We start from the raw sequence: 15,780 nt of genomic DNA, 5'->3' as shown, positions 1-15,780 counted from the left end.
GCATCCGCCGGATTCCGTGACACCCGACTCGCCCTGGGCGCTGCCATCGCGCCGCGGCGGAACGACCTCGTGACCCTCGTCGGTCACGTCCCCCCGTCGTCGTACGACGGGGCGGGGTCCGCTCCGGGCACCGTGAAGAGGCGGTCGTCGGCGTAGCACCACCACCAGTCCTCGCCGGGCTCGAAGGACCGGACCAGGGGATGCTCCGTGCCGTGCCAGTGCGCGGTGGCGTGCCGGTTCGGGGAGCTGTCGCAGCACCCGACGTGGCCGCACACCATGCACAGGCGCAGGTGCACCCAGTCGCCGCCGATGCGCAGGCAGTCCTCGCAGCCGTTCGCCGAGGGCATCACGGCCCTCGCCTGGTCCAGGTGCTCGCACGGTGTGCTCACGGTGCCTCCTCCGCCCGGCCGCTGTCCCCGACAGCCGGCCCTTCCTCAGTGTGGGCGCGGGTTCGTCGGTCGTCCAGGCAGAACGCCCCGGAAGCGGGTCAGGGGCTGTTTTGCTCTCCGGGCAGGTCCACGAGGCTCCCGCTCACGCCCGCCAGGAAGTCCGCCCCGAGGGGCGTGAGGGAGAGCTCCTTGCGCTTCGCGCCGGTGCGCGGCGCGTCGACGTCGGCACTGGTGAGCAGCCCGGAGTCCTGGAGTCGCTTGAGGGTGCGGTAGAGGCCGCGCTCGGTGATCTGCCAGCCGGTGGCCGCCGCGACGCCCTCGGCGACCTGCGCGACGCTCACCGGCTGGTGTGCGTCGACGAGCGCGAGGACGACGGGCGTCAGCATCGACTTCTTGTACGTCTCCACCCACGACTCGATCCGGTCGGCCACCCACTCCTGGCTCTCGTCCGGACGATCGGCGGGCACGCTCAGTGCTCCCAGCCCCGGCCCAGGACCGAGCCGGTGAGGTGGACGAGCAGCCCGAGGCCCCAGGTCGCACTCATCACCAGGGTCGCACCGAACCAGGAGGTGGCCAGGAGCTCCTGGGCCGCCGCCTCGAGGCCGCCTTCACCCGAGCCCAGTGCCATCGCGCGGAGGACGGCGTGGGCGTTGAACGAGGTCGTCACGGTGGCGAAGGCGATGGCGTGCGCGACCGCCACGCCGAACCGCACGTGCGTCAGGGAGCGGTAGCTGCGCCAGAGCCAGATCGCGATGCCAAGACCGACGAGCGCGGTCAGGGCGCCGGCGAGGACCGTGACCTCGCCGCCCGTCAGGGCGATGACAGCCTGGACGACCGCCATGGCCGCGATCAGGGTGAGGGCGTAGGGCAGTAGCAGGGACCGCGCGTTGACGGCGGTGGAGGCCGGGGGGACCTCGGACAGAGTCGACATGGCGGCACTGTACCAAAGGGACAGTACCGTTGGCCGAGAACTGAGATTGGGTGCGTCGGCTCCCGGGTCAGCGGTGAGCTGGCCACTGAAACCCCGGCCGAAACGGTGGCAGGCTCACCGCCAGCCCGGCCGATCGGCTGCGCCAGCTCGGAGCCGCCAACGTGCTGATCGACGACGGGCACCTCGCGAGGACGTCCACTCGATCGTCCCGGGAGGGATGGATGCCGTGCTCGGCGTCCGGGATTCTCTCGAACCAGTGGACGCGGTCGGACTTCTACCGACCGGTGGCATCCCCAGCGGAGTCCGGCTGGCGGGCTACACCGGCGATGACACCGACCTGCCGCCCGCCGTGCTGCAGCAGTTCCGCGATGCCGCCGCGCTGACCCGCACGGGCAAACCGCCACGTGACGCGGACGGACGCACCGATACGATTGTCTGATCCGTTCGTCCGTCCCACCGAGGGAGCACCTGTGTCCGACATCAAGGTCGTCATCGTCCACGCCGACGCGCGCGAGGACCGGACGACCACGACCGGCACCAAGGCGTGGGAGCTGTTCGCCGAGAACCCCGACGTCATCGCGGCGCGGGTCTCGACGGGCTCGACCGGCTCGACGGGCTCGACCGGCGAAGCCTCGCTCAAGGACCTCTCCTACGTCCTGCAGGACGGCGACGAGGTCGAGGGCGTCGACATCGCCAGCAAGGACGGGCGCGACATCCTGCGCCACTCCACCGCCCACGTGCTCGCCCAGGCCGTCCAGGACCTGTTCCCGCAGGCCCGGCTCGGCATCGGCCCGCCGGTCCAGGACGGCTTCTACTACGACTTCGACGTCGAGACCCCGTTCGTGCCCGAGGACCTGGTCAAGATCGAGTCGCGGATGCGCAAGATCATCAAGGAGGGCCAGAAGTTCTCCCGCCGGGTCACCACCGACGCCGAGGCGCTCACCGAGCTGCAGGACGAGCCCTACAAGGTCGAGCTGATCGGCCTCAAGGGCTCCGGCAGGGTCGAGGACCCCGAGTCGATCGGCGAGGGTGCCAGCGTCGAGGTCGGCGCCGGCGAGCTGACGATCTACGACAACATCCGCCGCAACGGCGAGGTCGCCTGGAGCGACCTGTGCCGCGGCCCGCACCTGCCGACGACCAAGCGGATCCCCGCCTTCAAGCTGATGCGCAGCGCCGCGGCGTACTGGCGCGGCGACGAGAAGAACAAGCAGCTCCAGCGCATCTACGGCACCGCCTGGGAGTCCAAGGAGGCCCTCGAGGAGCACCTGCACCGGATCGAGGAGGCCGAGCGGCGCGACCACCGCAAGCTCGGCCGCGAGCTGGACCTGTTCAGCTTCCCCGACGAGATCGGCTCCGGCCTGCCCGTCTTCCACCCCAAGGGCGGGGTGATCAAGCGGGCGATGGAGGACTACGTCCGCGAGCGGCACATCGCCGAGGGCTTCGAGTACGTCGGCACGCCGCACCTCGCCAAGGAGGGGCTCTTCTACACCTCCGGCCACCTGCCCTACTACGGCGAGGGCATGTTCCCGGCGCTCGACGTGGACGGCATGGACTACCGCCTCAAGGCGATGAACTGCCCGATGCACAACCTGATCTACCGTTCCCGGCAGCGCTCCTACCGCGAGCTGCCGCTGCGGCTCTTCGAGTTCGGCCACGTCTACCGGCACGAGAAGTCCGGCGTGATCCACGGCCTGACGCGAGTCCGCGGCTTCGCCCAGGACGACTCGCACTCCTACTGCACCCCCGAGCAGGCCCCGGCGGAGGTCGAGCACCTGCTCAACTTCATGCTCAGCCTGCTGCGCGACTTCGGCATCGACGACTTCTACCTCGAGCTGTCGACCCGGGACGCCGCGAAGGACAAGTTCATCGGCTCCGACGAGGACTGGGCGGCCGCCACCCAGGTGCTCGAGGACGTCGCGCGGGCCACCGGCCTCGAGCTGGTCCCGGACCCGGGCGGCGCGGCGTACTACGGCCCGAAGATCTCGGTGCAGGCCCGCGACGCGATCGGCCGGACCTGGCAGATGGGCACCGTCCAGTACGACTTCAACCAGCCCTCCCCGGACCGGTTCAACCTCGAGTACAACGGCGCCGACGGGGCCAAGCACCAGCCGGTGATGATCCACTCGGCGAAGTTCGGCTCGATCGAGCGGTTCATGGGCGTGCTGGTCGAGCACTACGCCGGCGCGTTCCCGCCCTGGCTCGCGCCGGTCCAGGTGCAGGCGATCCCGGTCGCCGACACCTTCAGTGACTACCTGCACGACGTCGCGCGGCAGATGCGGGCCCAGGGGATCCGGGTCGAGGTCGACGACTCCGACGACCGGATGCAGAAGAAGATCCGCAACGCCCAGCTGCAGAAGGTGCCGTTCATGATGATCGCCGGCGCTGACGACGTGGAGGCCGGCGCGGTCTCGTTCCGCTACCGCGACGGGCGCCAGGACAACGGCGTGCCGCTGGCCGAGGCGATCGCCCGGGTCGTCGCCGCCGTCGAGTCGCGCGAGCAGGTGTAGCCCCGGTGCGGCCGCTGCTGCCGGCGCTGCTGCTGTCCCTGGTCTGCCTCGCGGCGGGCTGCGGGGGCGACGGCGCCGGCACGGCGGACCCCACCGACTCCACACCGTCCAGCAGCGCCAGCGCCACCCCGTCGGGCGCCGCGCCGGCCGACCCGGGCACCGACCCCAGCGCCGAGGACCTCCCCAGCTCCGAGCTCTCGGAGCTCGCCTCGCTCGCCGAGGAGCAGGCCACCAAGCCTCCGGTGATCTCCGAGGCCGTGCTCGGGGCCGACATCAGCTGGCCGCAGTGCCCCGTGGGGATGGGCATCCCGCTGCGGCCCACCCAGGGCATGCCGATGCCGATCCCGGCCGCCGAGTACGTGATCATCGGGCTCACCAACGGCCCCGGGTTCACCCCCAACCCGTGCCTCGCGGACCAGGTCGCGTGGGTGCGCGAACGCGGCCTGCTCGTCGCGGCGTACGCAGTGGTCAGCTATCCGCGGCCCGCGCAGCTGCGCCGGTACGGCGCGAAGGGGCCCTACGACGGGTCCACCCGGCTCGGGGCGCTGCGCAACGCCGGCTACCAGCAGGCCCGCTACAGCCGCGGCGTCATGGAGACCGCGGGGCTGCCCTCGCCGAGCCTGTGGATCGACGTGGAGCCGGTCACCGCGCCGTACGCCTGGAGCGGCGACCTGCGGGCCAACGCCGCCGTGGTCCGGGGCGCGGCCCGTGGCTGGTCCGAGGCGGGCCTACGGATCGGCGTCTACTCGACCCCGCACCTGTGGTCCACGGTCGTCGGCGACCTGCGCCTCGGCCTTCCCGAGTGGCGCGCGGCCGGCGAGACCTCGCGAAAGGAGGCGCTGGAGCGCTGCGGCGACGAGTGGAGCATCCAGGGCGGCGAGGCGGTGCTCGCCCAGTGGGTCGAGCGGCGGCGCGACCAGAACGTCACCTGCCCGGACGTCGAGGACCTGGCCGGCTGGTTCCACCAGTTCTGAGGCCGCGGCGGCCGGGTCCTAGGATTCCTGCCATGAGCCAGCCCGAGGAGACCCTGCACCAGGACGGGATCGGCCGGGCCGACGCCCTGGACCGGCTCTGGACGCCGCACCGGATGGCCTACATCCGCGGCGAGAACAAGCCCGCCGACTCCTCGTCCGGGGAGTGCCCGTTCTGCCGGGTGCCGAAGCTCCCGGACGCCGACGGTCTGGTCGTGCACCGCGGCGAGCTGGCCTACGCGGTGCTGAACCTCTACCCCTACGCGCCGGGGCACCTGATGGTCTGCCCCTACCGCCACCTCGCCGACTACACCGAGACCACCGACGAGGAGGCCGCGGAGATCGCCGACCTGACCCGCACCGCGATGCGGGTCATCCGGGCCACCTCTGGCGCGGGCGGCTTCAACATCGGCATGAACCAGGGCCACATCGCCGGCGCCGGCATCGCGGCGCACCTGCACCAGCACGTGGTCCCGCGCTGGCCCGGCGACCAGAACTTCATGCCGATCATCGGCCGGACCAAGACCCTGCCCGAGCTGCTCGGCGAGACCCGCCAGCTGTTCGCCGACGCCTGGCCGCGCTGACGCGCGGGGCGCGGACCCGGCCCGGCTCCGGCCCGAGCCCCAGCCGGGACGGCTCAGTGCTTCTTGCCGGTCGGCTTCTCCGCCGCGGCGGCGATCGCGCCGGCTGCCTTGTCCCGCTTGTCGCCGCGCTTCTCCTTCAGCGACTTCGTGGACTTCTTGGACATTCCCTGACGCGGCGACTTGTCGCTCATGTGGATCCTCTGAGAGGAAGCCTGAATGGCTCCGTCCGTCGACAGTACGCCTAGTCGCGGCCGGTCCCCGCCCGTCTCGGGCCCGCGGGGTATCGCCTAGCCTCGGGGCGTGACGCCGAGCGACGCCGCCCCCCGCCCCGACGAGCACGACGAGCACGACGAGGACGCGCGGCTGGCCGCGCGGCTGGCGGCCGAAGCGGCCCGGCTCGCGCACCGGATGCGCGCCGAGGGCCTGGAGACCCGCCACAAGACGTCGGTCTCGGACGTCGTCACCGCCGCCGACCACGCCGCCGAGGACCTGGTCCGCGACCGGCTGCGTGCGGAGCGTCCCGACGACGCGATCCTCGGCGAGGAGCACGGCACGGTGGCCGGGAGCAGCGGTCGGACCTGGCTGGTGGACCCGGTCGACGGCACCTACAACTTCGTCTCCGGCCTGCCCTGGTGGTGCTCGGCGGTCGCGCTGCGCGACGGCGAGGACCTGGTGCTCGGCGCCGTCCACGACCCGGTCGCCGACGCGACGTACGTCGGCGGGCCCGGGCTGACCCCGACGCGCGACGGCGTACCGCTGGAGCCGCTGGTCGACCGCGCCCTGGCCTCGACCTGCGCCGCGACGTACCTGCACCCGCCGCTCCACGACACCGAGGTCGGCGCCGCCTGGCGCCGCGCCGTGGGCGGCCTGGCGACGGTGCGGGTGCTGGGCTCGATGAGCATGGACTCCCTGGCGGTGGCGACGGGCCGGGTCGGCGTGCTCTTCGGGCACTCGGTCGCGCCGTGGGACGAGCTGCCCGGCGCGGCGATCATCCGCGGAGTGGGCGGCGTGACCCGGCACGTGGAGGCCGGCGGCGTCGACTGGTACGTCGCCGGCGCCCCGACCGCGGTGGCCGAGGTGTGCGCCGCCCTCCGCGGCGAGCCTCGGGACCGGTAGCCTGCTCCCGCCATGCTCGAACGCTTCCGCGCCTTCTGGACCGCCGTCCTCCGACCCGTCGCCAACCTGCTGATCCGGCTCGGGGTGAGCCCGGACGCCGTCACGCTGGTCGGGACCCTCGGGGTGTGCGCGGGTGCGCTGGTCTTCTACCCCCAGGGCAAGCTGCTGACCGGCACCCTGGTCATCACCGCCTTCGTCTTCAGCGATCTCATCGACGGCTACATGGCCCGCACCACCGGCCGGGTCAGCAAGTTCGGGGCGTTCTGGGACTCCACGCTGGACCGGATCGCCGACGGCGCCATCTTCATCGGCCTCGCGCTCTACTTCGCCTGGGACGAGCCCTCGCGGCTCTACCTGGTGCTCACGCTGGTCTGCCTGCTGATGGGCGCGGTGACCTCCTACGCCCGATCCCGTGGCGAGACGCTCGGCTTCTCGGTCAAGGTCGGCATCGCTGAGCGGGCCGACCGGCTCGTCGCGATCCTCGTGATGACCGGGCTCAGCGCGATCTTCGACCTCCCGGTGCTGCTCTACATCGCGCTGTGGGCGCTGGCGCTCGCCAGCACGGTCACCGTCGGCCAACGGGTCTGGGTGGTGCGCAAGCAGGCGCTCGCCGAGGCCGCGGCCGGCCCCGCCGCGTAGGCGGTCGCCGGGGGAGTCCCCCCTACGATCGGCCCATGGCAGCGAACCCGCCCGGGAGCGACCGGGTCGCGCACGACCCGGCCGGGCTCGGCTGGTGACGCCGGCGCGCGTCGTACTGGCGTGGCTCGCGCTCGGGGTGCTGCTCGGCTGGCTGGCCTGGCTCTATCGCCGCCTGGCCGTCGCGCCGGGCTACGGGCGTCGCGCCCGGTGGGCCGCGCTGGCGTTCGTCGTCGTCGGTGCGGTCGGCTACGGCGCCGCGAACGTCGTCTACCGCTACCTGGACCCGGCCCCGGTCCGGTCGCTGGTCTGGCTGGGCCTGGCCTGGCTCGCGGTGGCCTGGTACCTCACGCTCGGCCTGGCCGTCCTCGGCCTGGCCGGGCTGGTGCTGCGCCTGGCCAGGCGTCCCGCTGCGCAGGCACGACTGCTGCGGGTCGGCACGGCGGTGGTCCTCGTCGCCGCCCTCGGGCTCACGGCGTACGGCGCGGCGGCGGCGACCCGTCCGCAGGTCACCGACATCGAGGTCGTCGACCCCGAGGTGCCCCCCGGCTGGGACGGCGCCCGGATCGCGCTGATCACCGACCTGCACGTCGGGCCCGTCCACGGCGAGGAGTGGACCCGGCGCGTCGTCGACCTGGTCGACGAGCAGGATCCCGACCTGGTGCTGCTCGGCGGCGACCTGGTCGACGGCCGGGAGAAGTACACCCGCGAGACGCTGGCGCCGCTGGCAGACCTGGACCCGCCGCTGGGGGTGTTCGCGGTCACCGGCAACCACGAGTTCGAGACCGGCGACGCCGCGGCGTACCTCGCCGACTACGAGCGGCTCGGCATCCAGGTGCTGCGCAACCAGCAGGTGGTCCTCGAGCGCGACGGCGACCCGTTGGTGCTGGCCGGGGTGCACGACCGCACCGGCACCGGGGACGGGGAGCCGGACCCGGACGCGGCGCTGGCGGGGGTCACTCCCGAGGCGTACTGCCTGCTGCTGGTGCACCAGCCCCGCCAGCTCGAGGACGTCGACGACCCCGCCGTCGTCGACCTCCAGCTCTCCGGCCACACCCACGGCGGTCAGCTGTGGCCCACCGAGCTGCTGGTGCGCGCCGAGCAGCCGACCGTGGCCGGCCTCGACGTGGTCGACGGCGTGCAGGTGGTCACCGGTCGCGGCATCGGCACCTCCGGCACGCCGGTCCGGGTCGGGTCCCCGCCCGAGGTCGTGGTCGTGACCCTGGACCGTGACCCATGACCGGCCCGCACCGGCGTGTCGCCGACCACGAGTAGGATCGGCCGCCGACGCAGGCAGCACCGCGCGACCCACGGGACCAGCACCACCGGCCAGCACCACCGCATCGGCACAGCGACAGAAGAGGGACTCATGTCCGGGCACTCCAAATGGGCGACCACCAAGCACAAGAAGGCGGTCATCGACGCCAAGCGCGGCAAGATGTTCGCCAAGCTGATCAAGAACATCGAGGTCGCGGCCCGGATGGGCGGCGGTGACCCCGGCGGCAACCCGACGCTCTACGACGCCATCCAGAAGGCGAAGAAGTCCTCGGTCCCCAACGACAACATCGACCGCGCGGTCAAGCGCGGCTCGGGCGCGGAGACCGGCGGCGCCGAGTACTCCACGATCATGTACGAGGGCTACGGCCCCGGTGGCGTCGCGATGCTCATCGAGTGCCTGACCGACAACAAGAACCGCGCCGCGATGGAGGTCCGCACCGCGATGACCCGCAACGGCGGCTCGCTCGCCGACCCGGGCTCGGTCTCGTTCCTCTTCCACCGCAAGGGCGTCGTCGTGGTCCCGGCCGAGCAGGAGGGCCGCACCGTCACCGAGGACGACGTTCTGGAGGCCACGCTCGAGGCCGGCGCCGACGCGGTCAACGACCTGGGGGAGGCCTTCGAGGTGATCTCGGAGTCCTCCGACCTGGTCGCGGTCCGCACCGCCCTGCAGGCGGCGGGCATCGACTACGACTCCGCCGACGCCAACTTCGTGCCCGACAGCACCGTTGCGCTCGACGCGGACTCCGCGGCCAAGGTGTTCCGGCTCGTCGACGTGCTCGAGGACCTCGACGACGTGCAGAACATCTTCGCGAACTTCGACGTCCCCGACGAGGTCATGGCCGAGCTCGAGGACGCCTGACCCTGCGGGCCGCCCGCAGCCCCCGGGCGTCCCGCGGGCGTCCCGTCTCTTGTAACGCGACGTTCGCCTCACTAGGCGCCTGCTGCAGCGGGCGCCTAGTGGAGCGAACGTCGCGTTACAAGCCGGGCCGGCGGACTGGGCGGGCGCGGTCACAGCCCGCCCCCGCGTGTCCTGCGCCGTACGCCGTCCGGCGCGGGCTAGCGTGGTCTCCGAACACCTGTTCGGACCACGGAAGGCGACGACGTGCGCGTGCTCGGGATCGACCCCGGCCTGACCCGCTGCGGGATGGGCGTGGTCGACGGCGACGTCGGCCGCCCGCTGACGCTGATCGACGTCAACGTGCTGCGGACCTCTGCGCAGCTGCCGGTGCCGGAGCGACTGGTGACCATCGAGAAGGGCGTGGACGCCTGGCTCGACGAGTACGCCCCGGACTCGGTGGCGGTGGAGCGGGTCTTCGCCCGCTCCGACGTCAGCACGATCATGGGCACCGCCCAGGCCAGCGGCGTCGTGATGGTCTGCGCCGCCCGGCGCGGGCTGCCGGTCGCCCTGCACACCCCCAGCGAGGTCAAGGCGGCCGTCTCCGGCAACGGCCGGGCCGACAAGGCGCAGGTGGGCGCGATGGTGACCCGGATCCTGCGGCTGGACGCGATGCCGAAGCCGGCCGACGCCGCCGACGCGCTGGCGCTGGCCATCACCCACATCTGGCGCGGCGGCGCCCAGTCCCGGATCGAGGCGGCGGTCGCAGCCGCCGGCAGGAGGAGCAGATGATCGCCTACGTGCGCGGCGAGGTCGCCGCGGTGACCCTGTCCAGCACCGTCGTCGACGTCGGAGGTGTCGGGCTGGAGCTGCTGTGCACGCCCGGCACCCTGGCCACGCTGCGGCCGGGCCACCAGGCGACGCTGCCCACCAGCATGGTGGTGCGCGAGGACTCGCTCACGCTGTTCGGCTTCGCCGACGAGGACGAGAAGACTGTCTTCGAGCTGGTGCAGACCGCCTCGGGCGTCGGCCCCAAGCTCGCCCAGGCGGTGCTCGCGGTGCTCGCTCCCGACGACCTGCGCCGCGCGGTCGCCGCCGACGACGTCAAGACCCTGACCCGGGTTCCCGGCATCGGCCAGAAGGGCGCCCAACGGATCATCCTCGAGCTCAAGGACCGGCTCGGTGCCCCCGTCGGCGGCCGGGTCGCCGCGCAGCCCGTGCCGGCCGAGCCGTGGCGCGATCAGGTGCACCAGGGCCTGGTCGGCCTGGGCTGGTCGGCCAAGGACGCCGACGCGGCCGTCGAGGCGGTCGCCCCGGACGCCGGGGCCACCCCGGACGTCGCCGCCCTGCTGCGCGCGGCCCTGCGCACCCTGAGCAAGGCCTGAGCCGATGCCCTTCCACGAGGACGAGCTCGACGAGGTCGAGACGAGCCACCTGCGCTCGCTGACCGCCGCCGACGCGGACGGCGACGAGCGCGCCGTCGAGGCCGCGCTGCGCCCGCGCAGCCTGGAGGAGGTGGTCGGGCAGACCCGGGTCCGCGACCAGCTCGGCCTGGTCCTCGAGGCGGCCCGGCGCCGCGGCCGCGCCCCCGACCACGTGCTGCTCTCCGGGCCCCCCGGACTCGGCAAGACCACGCTGGCGATGATCATCGCCGCCGAGATGTCCACCCCGCTGCGGCTCACCAGCGGCCCCGCCATCACCCACGCCGGCGACCTGGCCGCGATCTTGTCGGGGATGAATGAGGGCGACGTCCTCTTCGTCGACGAGATCCACCGGATGTCCCGCCCGGCCGAGGAGATGCTCTACATGGCGATGGAGGACTTCCGGGTCGACGTCGTCATCGGCAAGGGCCCCGGCGCCACCGCGATCCCGCTGGAGATCCCGCCGTTCACGCTGGTCGGCGCCACCACCCGCGCCGGGCTGCTGCCCGGCCCGCTGCGCGACCGGTTCGGCTTCACCGCCCACCTGGAATTCTACGAGCCGCACGAGCTGGACCGGATCGTGCACCGCTCCGCCGGCCTGCTCGGCGTGGAGCTGACGCCCGAGGGCTCGGCCGAGATCGCGTCGCGCTCGCGCGGTACGCCGCGGATCGCGAACCGGCTGCTGCGCCGGGTCCGCGACTTCGCCCAGGTGCGCGCCGAGGGCGTCGTCACGCTGCCGGTCGCCGAGGCTGCGCTGGACCTCTACGAGGTCGACGCGCTCGGGCTGGACCGGCTCGACCGCGCCGTGATCGACGTGCTGTGCCGCCGCTTCGGTGGGGGACCGGTCGGCGTCTCGACGCTCGCCGTGGCCGTGGGGGAGGAGCGCGAGACCGTCGAGGAGGTGGCCGAGCCGTTCCTGGTGCGGCTGGGCTTCCTGGCCCGGACCCCCCGGGGCCGGGTCGCCACGCCGGCGGCCTGGGAGCACCTCGGGCTCGCCGCCCCGGCTGCGGCCCCGTTGACCCCGGCCGCGGGGGACGGGCTGTTGTTCGGGGACTGAGTCCCGGCGCGGAGGCTCCCGGCGCGGGGGCGCGCGGCGTACTCTGGGCGGACACTCCACCGCGTGCAGCGGTCGGCGACAGTGATCCCGAGCACGTCCGGAATGCCTCGGCGGGACCGTGGCACCGTTATGCTTGCCCGTCGGTCGTCCTGCCTGCCGCTCGTGGCGCGGGGGCCATCAACTCGTTCGAGAGGTCTTGTCTTGGCGGAGCTCGCCTCCTTCCTGCCCATCGTCGCGATCGCGGCGCTGTTCTGGCTCCTGATCATCCGGCCGGCCAGTCGGCGACAGAAGGAACTCTCCCGGATGCAGTCCTCGTTGTCCGTCGGTGACGAGGTGATGCTCACGTCGGGCATCTTCGCCACCGTCGAGGACATCGAGGACGACCACGTGCGGGTCCGCGTGGCCGACGGTGTCGTCCTCAAGGTGGCCCGGGGTGCGATCGGCACGATCGTCCGGCCCGAGGTCGTCTCCGCCGAGCCCGAGGAGGCCTGAGCATGGCTCGCAAGACCGGTCCCGGGCGCATGCTGCTGGTGTTCCTCGCCGGCGTCGTGCTGCTCTACGGGCTGACCGCGCTGGCCGGGGAGTGGAAGCCGCAGCTCGGCCTCGACCTCCAGGGCGGCACCCGGATCACCCTGAAGGCCCAGGGCGACGCCAGCGACGAGAGCCTCGAGGAGGCGCGCAAGATCATCGACCAGCGCGTCAACGGCTCCGGTGTCGCGGAGGCGGACGTCACCACGCAGAGCGGCGAGTTCATCGTCGTCGAGATCCCCGGCGAGAACGCCCGCGACCTCGTCGACACGGTGAAGCGCCAGGCGCAGATGCGGTTCCGGCTGGTCGCCTGCACCGAGGCCGACGGCCGCTGCGGCCCCGCGCCCGGCACCGGCGGCCCGGTCCCCGGGGCGCCGTCCGAGAGCGTGCTGCCGGAGGCTCCCCAGGAGCAGCCGGCGCCCTCGGGCACCGCGAACCGGCCCCGCGTCGGCTTCGCCGACGAGACCCCGGCCACGCCGGCCCCCTCGGACGCGGCCACCCCCGAGAGTGGCGCGGACTCCACCGCCGACCCGATCCCGACCGAGACCGCCGAGGGCACGCCCGCCCCGGCCGGCCCGGACCAGTCCACCGACCTGGACGCGCTGCTCGCCTTCCAGAACAACCCGGACCAGGCCTCGGTCCAGGCGTTCAACGAGTTCGAGTGCCCGACCGACGGCTCCGCCGCGGTCGTGGTCGACGACCCCGACAAGCCGCTGGTCACCTGTGAGTTCGACCCGGAGACCGGCACCAGCCAGAAGTACCTCCTCTCCGCCGCCGCGATCGAGGGCACCGACCTGAAGTCGGCCTCCGCCGGCATCCCGCAGGGCGACGTCAACTGGGTCGTCAACCTGGACATCGGCGGCAAGGGCGAGGACGTCTTCGAGGAGATCTCCCGCGCGCTGGTCGGCACCGAGAACCAGTTCGCGATCGTGCTCGACGGCCAGGTCATCTCCGCGCCCACCATGCAGGGCGTGATCCCGAACGGCGAGGCGCAGATCAGCGGCAACTTCACCGAGGAGACCGCCAACAGCCTCGCCACCAGCCTGAAGTTCGGCGCGCTGCCGATCACGTTCGAGGACGACGCCACCACCGAGAACATCGGCCCCTCGCTCGCCGGCAACCAGCTCACCGCAGGCCTGTGGGCGGGCGCCCTCGGCCTCGGCCTGGTGATGCTCTACTGCCTGCTCTACTACCGCGGCCTCGGCATCGTGGTGCTGGCCTCGCTGGCGGTCGCCGCGGCGATCACCTACGCGCTGGTGCTGCTGCTCGCCAAGACCGCGGGCTTCACGCTCACCCTGCCCGGTATCGCCGGGCTGATCATCGCGGTGGGTGTCACCGCCGACTCCTTCATCCTGTTCTTCGAACGCATCCGTGACGAGATGCGCGAGGGCCGCTCGATGCGGGTCGCGGTGGAGACCGGGTGGAAGCGCGCCAAGGTCACCCGCCTGGCCGCCAACACGGTCTCGCTGCTCTCCGCGGCGATCCTCTACATCTTCGCCACCGGCGCGGTGAAGGGCTTTGGGTTCGCCCTGGGCCTCTCGACGCTGATCGACCTCGCGGTGCTGTTCTGGTTCACCAAGCCGTTCGTGTCCTGGCTGGCCCAGTTCAAGTTCTTCAACGGCGGCGGCAAGCTCTCCGGGCTCAGCCCGGAGACCCTCGGCATCGACGCCGTTCCGGCAGGAGGCAAGGCCTGATGGGCAAGGCATCGCGGTACGGCAACGCGCTCTACAACGGTCAGCGCTCGATCGACTTCGTCGGGCACCGACGCCTCTGGTACGCCATCAGCCTGCTGCTGGTGGCGCTCGCCCTGGTCTCGATCTTCGGCAAGGGCCTGAACTTCGGCATCGAGTTCACCGGCGGCACCCAGTACAAAGTGCCGCTCGCGAGCAGCGACGTCACCCAGGACACCGCCGACGAGCTGCGCGAGGCGATCGCCGAGGCGGAGGTCGAGGGCGCCGAGTCCCCGGTCGTCACCACCGCCGGCAGCGAGTCCGTCTCGATCCAGGTCGGCGAGCTGGACCAGGAGCGCACCAACGAGATCCTGGACGTGATCTCTGAGACCGTCGAACCCACCGGCGACATCTCGACCGACGAGATCGGCGCCAGCTGGGGCGAGGAGGTCGCCGAGCGCGCGCTGCTCGGCGTCGCTGTGTTCCTGGTCCTGGTGATGATCTTCATCTGGATCTACTTCCGCGAGTGGAAGATGTCGATCGCGGCGATGGTCGCGCTCTTCCACGACATCGTCATCACCGTCGGCATCTACGCCCTCTCCGGCTTCCCGGTCACCCCGTCGGCGGTCACCGGTCTGCTCGCGGTGCTCGGCTTCTCGCTCTACGACACGGTCGTGGTCTTCGACAAGGTCCGGGAGAACACCCACGAGCTGCGCAAGCCCGGACAGACGTACGCCGACGCGGCCAACCTCGCGGTCAACCAGACGCTGGTCCGCTCGATCAACACCGGCATCGTCGCGCTGATCCCGATCGGCGCGATCCTCTGGGTCAGCGTGGTCCAGCTCGGCGGCGGGTCCCTGCAGGACCTCGCGCTCTCCCAGTTCGTCGGCATGGCCGTCGGCATCTACTCCTCGGTGCTGCTCGCGCCACGGATCCTGGTGCAGCTCAAGGGCCGCGAGGCGGGCGTGCAGTTCGAGGACCGCCGGGCCAAGGCCCGTGCCAAGCGCGCCAGCGTGGACCCGTACGCCAACGTGCCGGCGTTCACCGAGGACATGCCCGTCGCCGACGAGCCCGGCGACAGCGACGAGCTCGATGACCTCGAGGAGCCCGACGGCGAGCGCCCGGCCCCGGTGGGCCGGGTCACCGCCCCGCCGCGGGCGGAGGAGGCGACCGGTCGCGGCCGGGTCGCCCCGCCGGCGAAGGGATCGCTCTCCGAGCGCAACGCGGCGGGACGCACCCAGCCGACCCGGCAGCCGCGCTCCAAGCGGGGCCGGAAGTGAGCGCGGCCCCGGCGACCCAGGTCGCCGCGGCGCGCGAGGTCCTCGAGCGGCTCGTCATCGACGTGCCGGACTTCCCCGAGCCGGGTGTCGTCTTCAAGGACATCACGCCGGTCCTGGCCGACCACACCGGTCTGACGACGGTGGTCGAGGCCGTCGCCGCTGCCGGCCGGGACGAGCAGGGCCGGGTCGTCGTCGACAAGGTGCTCGGCATGGAGGCCCGCGGGTTCATCCTGGCCGCGCCGGCGGCGCTCGCCCTCGGCACCGGCTTCGTGCCGGTCCGCAAGGCCGGCAAGCTGCCGCGGCCCACCCACGCGGTCTCCTACGACCTCGAGTACGGCGCCGCCACCCTGGAGATCCACGTCGACGCGATCGCCCCCGGTGACCGGGTGCTGCTCGTCGACGACGTGCTGGCCACCGGCGGCACGATGCGCGCCACCCGGGACCTGGTCGAGCGCAGCGGCGGCGTCGTCGTCGCGGTGAGCGTGCTGCTGGAGCTGGGCGCTCTCGGCGGGCGCGCCGGGCTCGGTGAGCTGCCCGTCAGCACCGTCCTGACGGTCTGACCGCGGCCGACGCCTAG

General features: G+C 72.5%; 19 protein-coding genes. 15 read left to right on the top strand and 4 right to left on the bottom strand.

Features of this window, described 5'->3' with window-relative positions:
* Positions 1-83: 83 nt before the first annotated feature.
* From EBO35_RS11250 to EBO35_RS11240, 3 genes are all read right to left on the bottom strand, one after another.
* Entirely contained in the window at positions 84-389 is a 306-nt protein-coding gene (locus EBO35_RS11250; RefSeq protein ID WP_122817791.1) for a UBP-type zinc finger domain-containing protein, read from the bottom strand.
* 98 nt (positions 390-487) lie between these two features.
* Positions 488-856, bottom strand: a complete 369-nt coding sequence (locus EBO35_RS11245) for a PadR family transcriptional regulator (protein WP_122817790.1) — start codon at positions 854-856, stop codon at positions 488-490.
* 2 nt (positions 857-858) lie between these two features.
* On the bottom strand, positions 859-1,320 hold the full coding sequence (locus EBO35_RS11240) for a hypothetical protein (protein WP_122817789.1): 462 nt from the start codon (positions 1,318-1,320) through the stop codon (positions 859-861).
* A 217-nt stretch (positions 1,321-1,537) separates the two neighbouring features.
* Between EBO35_RS11240 and EBO35_RS11235 the strand changes: the two genes are divergently transcribed.
* From EBO35_RS11235 to EBO35_RS11220, 4 genes are read left to right on the top strand one after another with little or no spacing between them, the layout of a single operon-like run.
* Complete coding sequence (locus EBO35_RS11235) at positions 1,538-1,759, top strand: hypothetical protein (protein ID WP_122817788.1); 222 nt, start codon at positions 1,538-1,540, stop codon at positions 1,757-1,759.
* A gap of 31 nt (positions 1,760-1,790) precedes the next feature.
* A complete protein-coding gene (gene thrS, locus EBO35_RS11230; protein ID WP_122817787.1) occupies positions 1,791-3,827 on the top strand; it encodes a threonine--tRNA ligase in 2,037 nt (678 codons plus the stop codon).
* Between the two features lie 5 nt (positions 3,828-3,832).
* Complete coding sequence (locus EBO35_RS11225; RefSeq protein WP_122817786.1) at positions 3,833-4,801, top strand: glycoside hydrolase family 25 domain-containing protein; 969 nt, start codon at positions 3,833-3,835, stop codon at positions 4,799-4,801.
* A gap of 32 nt (positions 4,802-4,833) precedes the next feature.
* Positions 4,834-5,382, top strand: coding sequence for an HIT family protein (locus EBO35_RS11220; RefSeq protein WP_122817785.1), 549 nt, complete (start codon positions 4,834-4,836; stop codon positions 5,380-5,382).
* Positions 5,383-5,435: 53 nt separating this feature from the next.
* Here the strand turns inward: EBO35_RS11220 and EBO35_RS19475 are convergent, their stop codons facing one another.
* Positions 5,436-5,573, bottom strand: a complete 138-nt coding sequence (locus EBO35_RS19475) for a hypothetical protein (RefSeq protein WP_164477924.1) — start codon at positions 5,571-5,573, stop codon at positions 5,436-5,438.
* A 109-nt stretch (positions 5,574-5,682) separates the two neighbouring features.
* Here EBO35_RS19475 and EBO35_RS11215 point away from each other — a divergent pair, with 109 nt between their 5' ends.
* The 11 genes from EBO35_RS11215 to EBO35_RS11165 all read left to right on the top strand — a co-directional run bounded on the left by EBO35_RS11215 (position 5,683) and on the right by EBO35_RS11165 (position 15,763).
* Positions 5,683-6,498 carry an inositol monophosphatase family protein gene (locus EBO35_RS11215; protein ID WP_122817784.1) on the top strand — a complete coding sequence of 272 codons (816 nt, stop codon included), beginning with the start codon at positions 5,683-5,685 and terminating at the stop codon, positions 6,496-6,498.
* A 12-nt stretch (positions 6,499-6,510) separates the two neighbouring features.
* Positions 6,511-7,137, top strand: coding sequence for a phosphatidylinositol phosphate synthase (pgsA, locus tag EBO35_RS11210; protein ID WP_122817783.1), 627 nt, complete (start codon positions 6,511-6,513; stop codon positions 7,135-7,137).
* 94 nt (positions 7,138-7,231) lie between these two features.
* Positions 7,232-8,374 (top strand): metallophosphoesterase, encoded by a 1,143-nt coding sequence (locus tag EBO35_RS11205; RefSeq protein ID WP_206422539.1) that lies wholly within the window; start codon positions 7,232-7,234, stop codon positions 8,372-8,374.
* A gap of 129 nt (positions 8,375-8,503) precedes the next feature.
* Entirely contained in the window at positions 8,504-9,271 is a 768-nt protein-coding gene (locus EBO35_RS11200) for a YebC/PmpR family DNA-binding transcriptional regulator (protein ID WP_122817782.1), read from the top strand.
* A 243-nt stretch (positions 9,272-9,514) separates the two neighbouring features.
* Entirely contained in the window at positions 9,515-10,039 is a 525-nt protein-coding gene (gene ruvC, locus EBO35_RS11195; protein WP_122817781.1) for a crossover junction endodeoxyribonuclease RuvC, read from the top strand.
* Positions 10,036-10,632 (top strand): Holliday junction branch migration protein RuvA, encoded by a 597-nt coding sequence (gene ruvA, locus EBO35_RS11190; protein ID WP_122817780.1) that lies wholly within the window; start codon positions 10,036-10,038, stop codon positions 10,630-10,632. The genes ruvC and ruvA overlap by 4 nt, the downstream gene beginning before the upstream one ends.
* Positions 10,633-10,636: 4 nt before the next feature.
* The gene (gene ruvB, locus EBO35_RS11185; protein ID WP_122817779.1) at positions 10,637-11,725 is read left to right on the top strand and encodes a Holliday junction branch migration DNA helicase RuvB; all 1,089 of its coding nucleotides are present in this window, start codon (positions 10,637-10,639) and stop codon (positions 11,723-11,725) included.
* 201 nt (positions 11,726-11,926) lie between these two features.
* Complete coding sequence (gene yajC, locus EBO35_RS11180; protein ID WP_241153660.1) at positions 11,927-12,217, top strand: preprotein translocase subunit YajC; 291 nt, start codon at positions 11,927-11,929, stop codon at positions 12,215-12,217.
* 2 nt (positions 12,218-12,219) lie between these two features.
* Positions 12,220-13,947, top strand: a complete 1,728-nt coding sequence (gene secD / locus EBO35_RS11175; protein ID WP_122817778.1) for a protein translocase subunit SecD — start codon at positions 12,220-12,222, stop codon at positions 13,945-13,947.
* Positions 13,947-15,203, top strand: a complete 1,257-nt coding sequence (gene secF, locus EBO35_RS11170) for a protein translocase subunit SecF (protein WP_122817777.1) — start codon at positions 13,947-13,949, stop codon at positions 15,201-15,203. Before secD ends, secF begins: the two co-directional genes overlap by 1 nt.
* The gene (locus EBO35_RS11165) at positions 15,200-15,763 is read left to right on the top strand and encodes an adenine phosphoribosyltransferase (RefSeq protein ID WP_122817776.1); all 564 of its coding nucleotides are present in this window, start codon (positions 15,200-15,202) and stop codon (positions 15,761-15,763) included. Before secF ends, EBO35_RS11165 begins: the two co-directional genes overlap by 4 nt.
* Positions 15,764-15,780: the final 17 nt, after the last annotated feature.

The sequence above is a fragment of the Nocardioides pantholopis genome (genome assembly GCF_003710085.1).
Taxonomy (GTDB): domain Bacteria; phylum Actinomycetota; class Actinomycetes; order Propionibacteriales; family Nocardioidaceae; genus Nocardioides; species Nocardioides pantholopis.
Note: the sequence above shows the minus strand (reverse complement) of the source record. Positions and strands in the feature narration are given on the sequence as shown.

What these genes read in the sequence shown, in the direction of transcription:
- EBO35_RS11240 (WP_122817789.1), bottom strand. Translation starts at nt 1,320, where the DNA reads ATGTCGACTCTGTCCGAGGTCCCCCCGGCCTCCACCGCCGTCAACGCG.
- EBO35_RS11235 (WP_122817788.1), top strand. Translation starts at nt 1,538, where the DNA reads ATGGATGCCGTGCTCGGCGTCCGGGATTCTCTCGAACCAGTGGACGCG.
- EBO35_RS11220 (WP_122817785.1), top strand. Translation starts at nt 4,834, where the DNA reads ATGAGCCAGCCCGAGGAGACCCTGCACCAGGACGGGATCGGCCGGGCC.
- EBO35_RS19475 (WP_164477924.1), bottom strand. Translation starts at nt 5,573, where the DNA reads ATGAGCGACAAGTCGCCGCGTCAGGGAATGTCCAAGAAGTCCACGAAG.
- pgsA (WP_122817783.1), top strand. Translation starts at nt 6,511, where the DNA reads ATGCTCGAACGCTTCCGCGCCTTCTGGACCGCCGTCCTCCGACCCGTC.
- EBO35_RS11200 (WP_122817782.1), top strand. Translation starts at nt 8,504, where the DNA reads ATGTCCGGGCACTCCAAATGGGCGACCACCAAGCACAAGAAGGCGGTC.
- ruvA (WP_122817780.1), top strand. Translation starts at nt 10,036, where the DNA reads ATGATCGCCTACGTGCGCGGCGAGGTCGCCGCGGTGACCCTGTCCAGC.
- ruvB (WP_122817779.1), top strand. Translation starts at nt 10,637, where the DNA reads ATGCCCTTCCACGAGGACGAGCTCGACGAGGTCGAGACGAGCCACCTG.
- secD (WP_122817778.1), top strand. Translation starts at nt 12,220, where the DNA reads ATGGCTCGCAAGACCGGTCCCGGGCGCATGCTGCTGGTGTTCCTCGCC.
- secF (WP_122817777.1), top strand. Translation starts at nt 13,947, where the DNA reads ATGGGCAAGGCATCGCGGTACGGCAACGCGCTCTACAACGGTCAGCGC.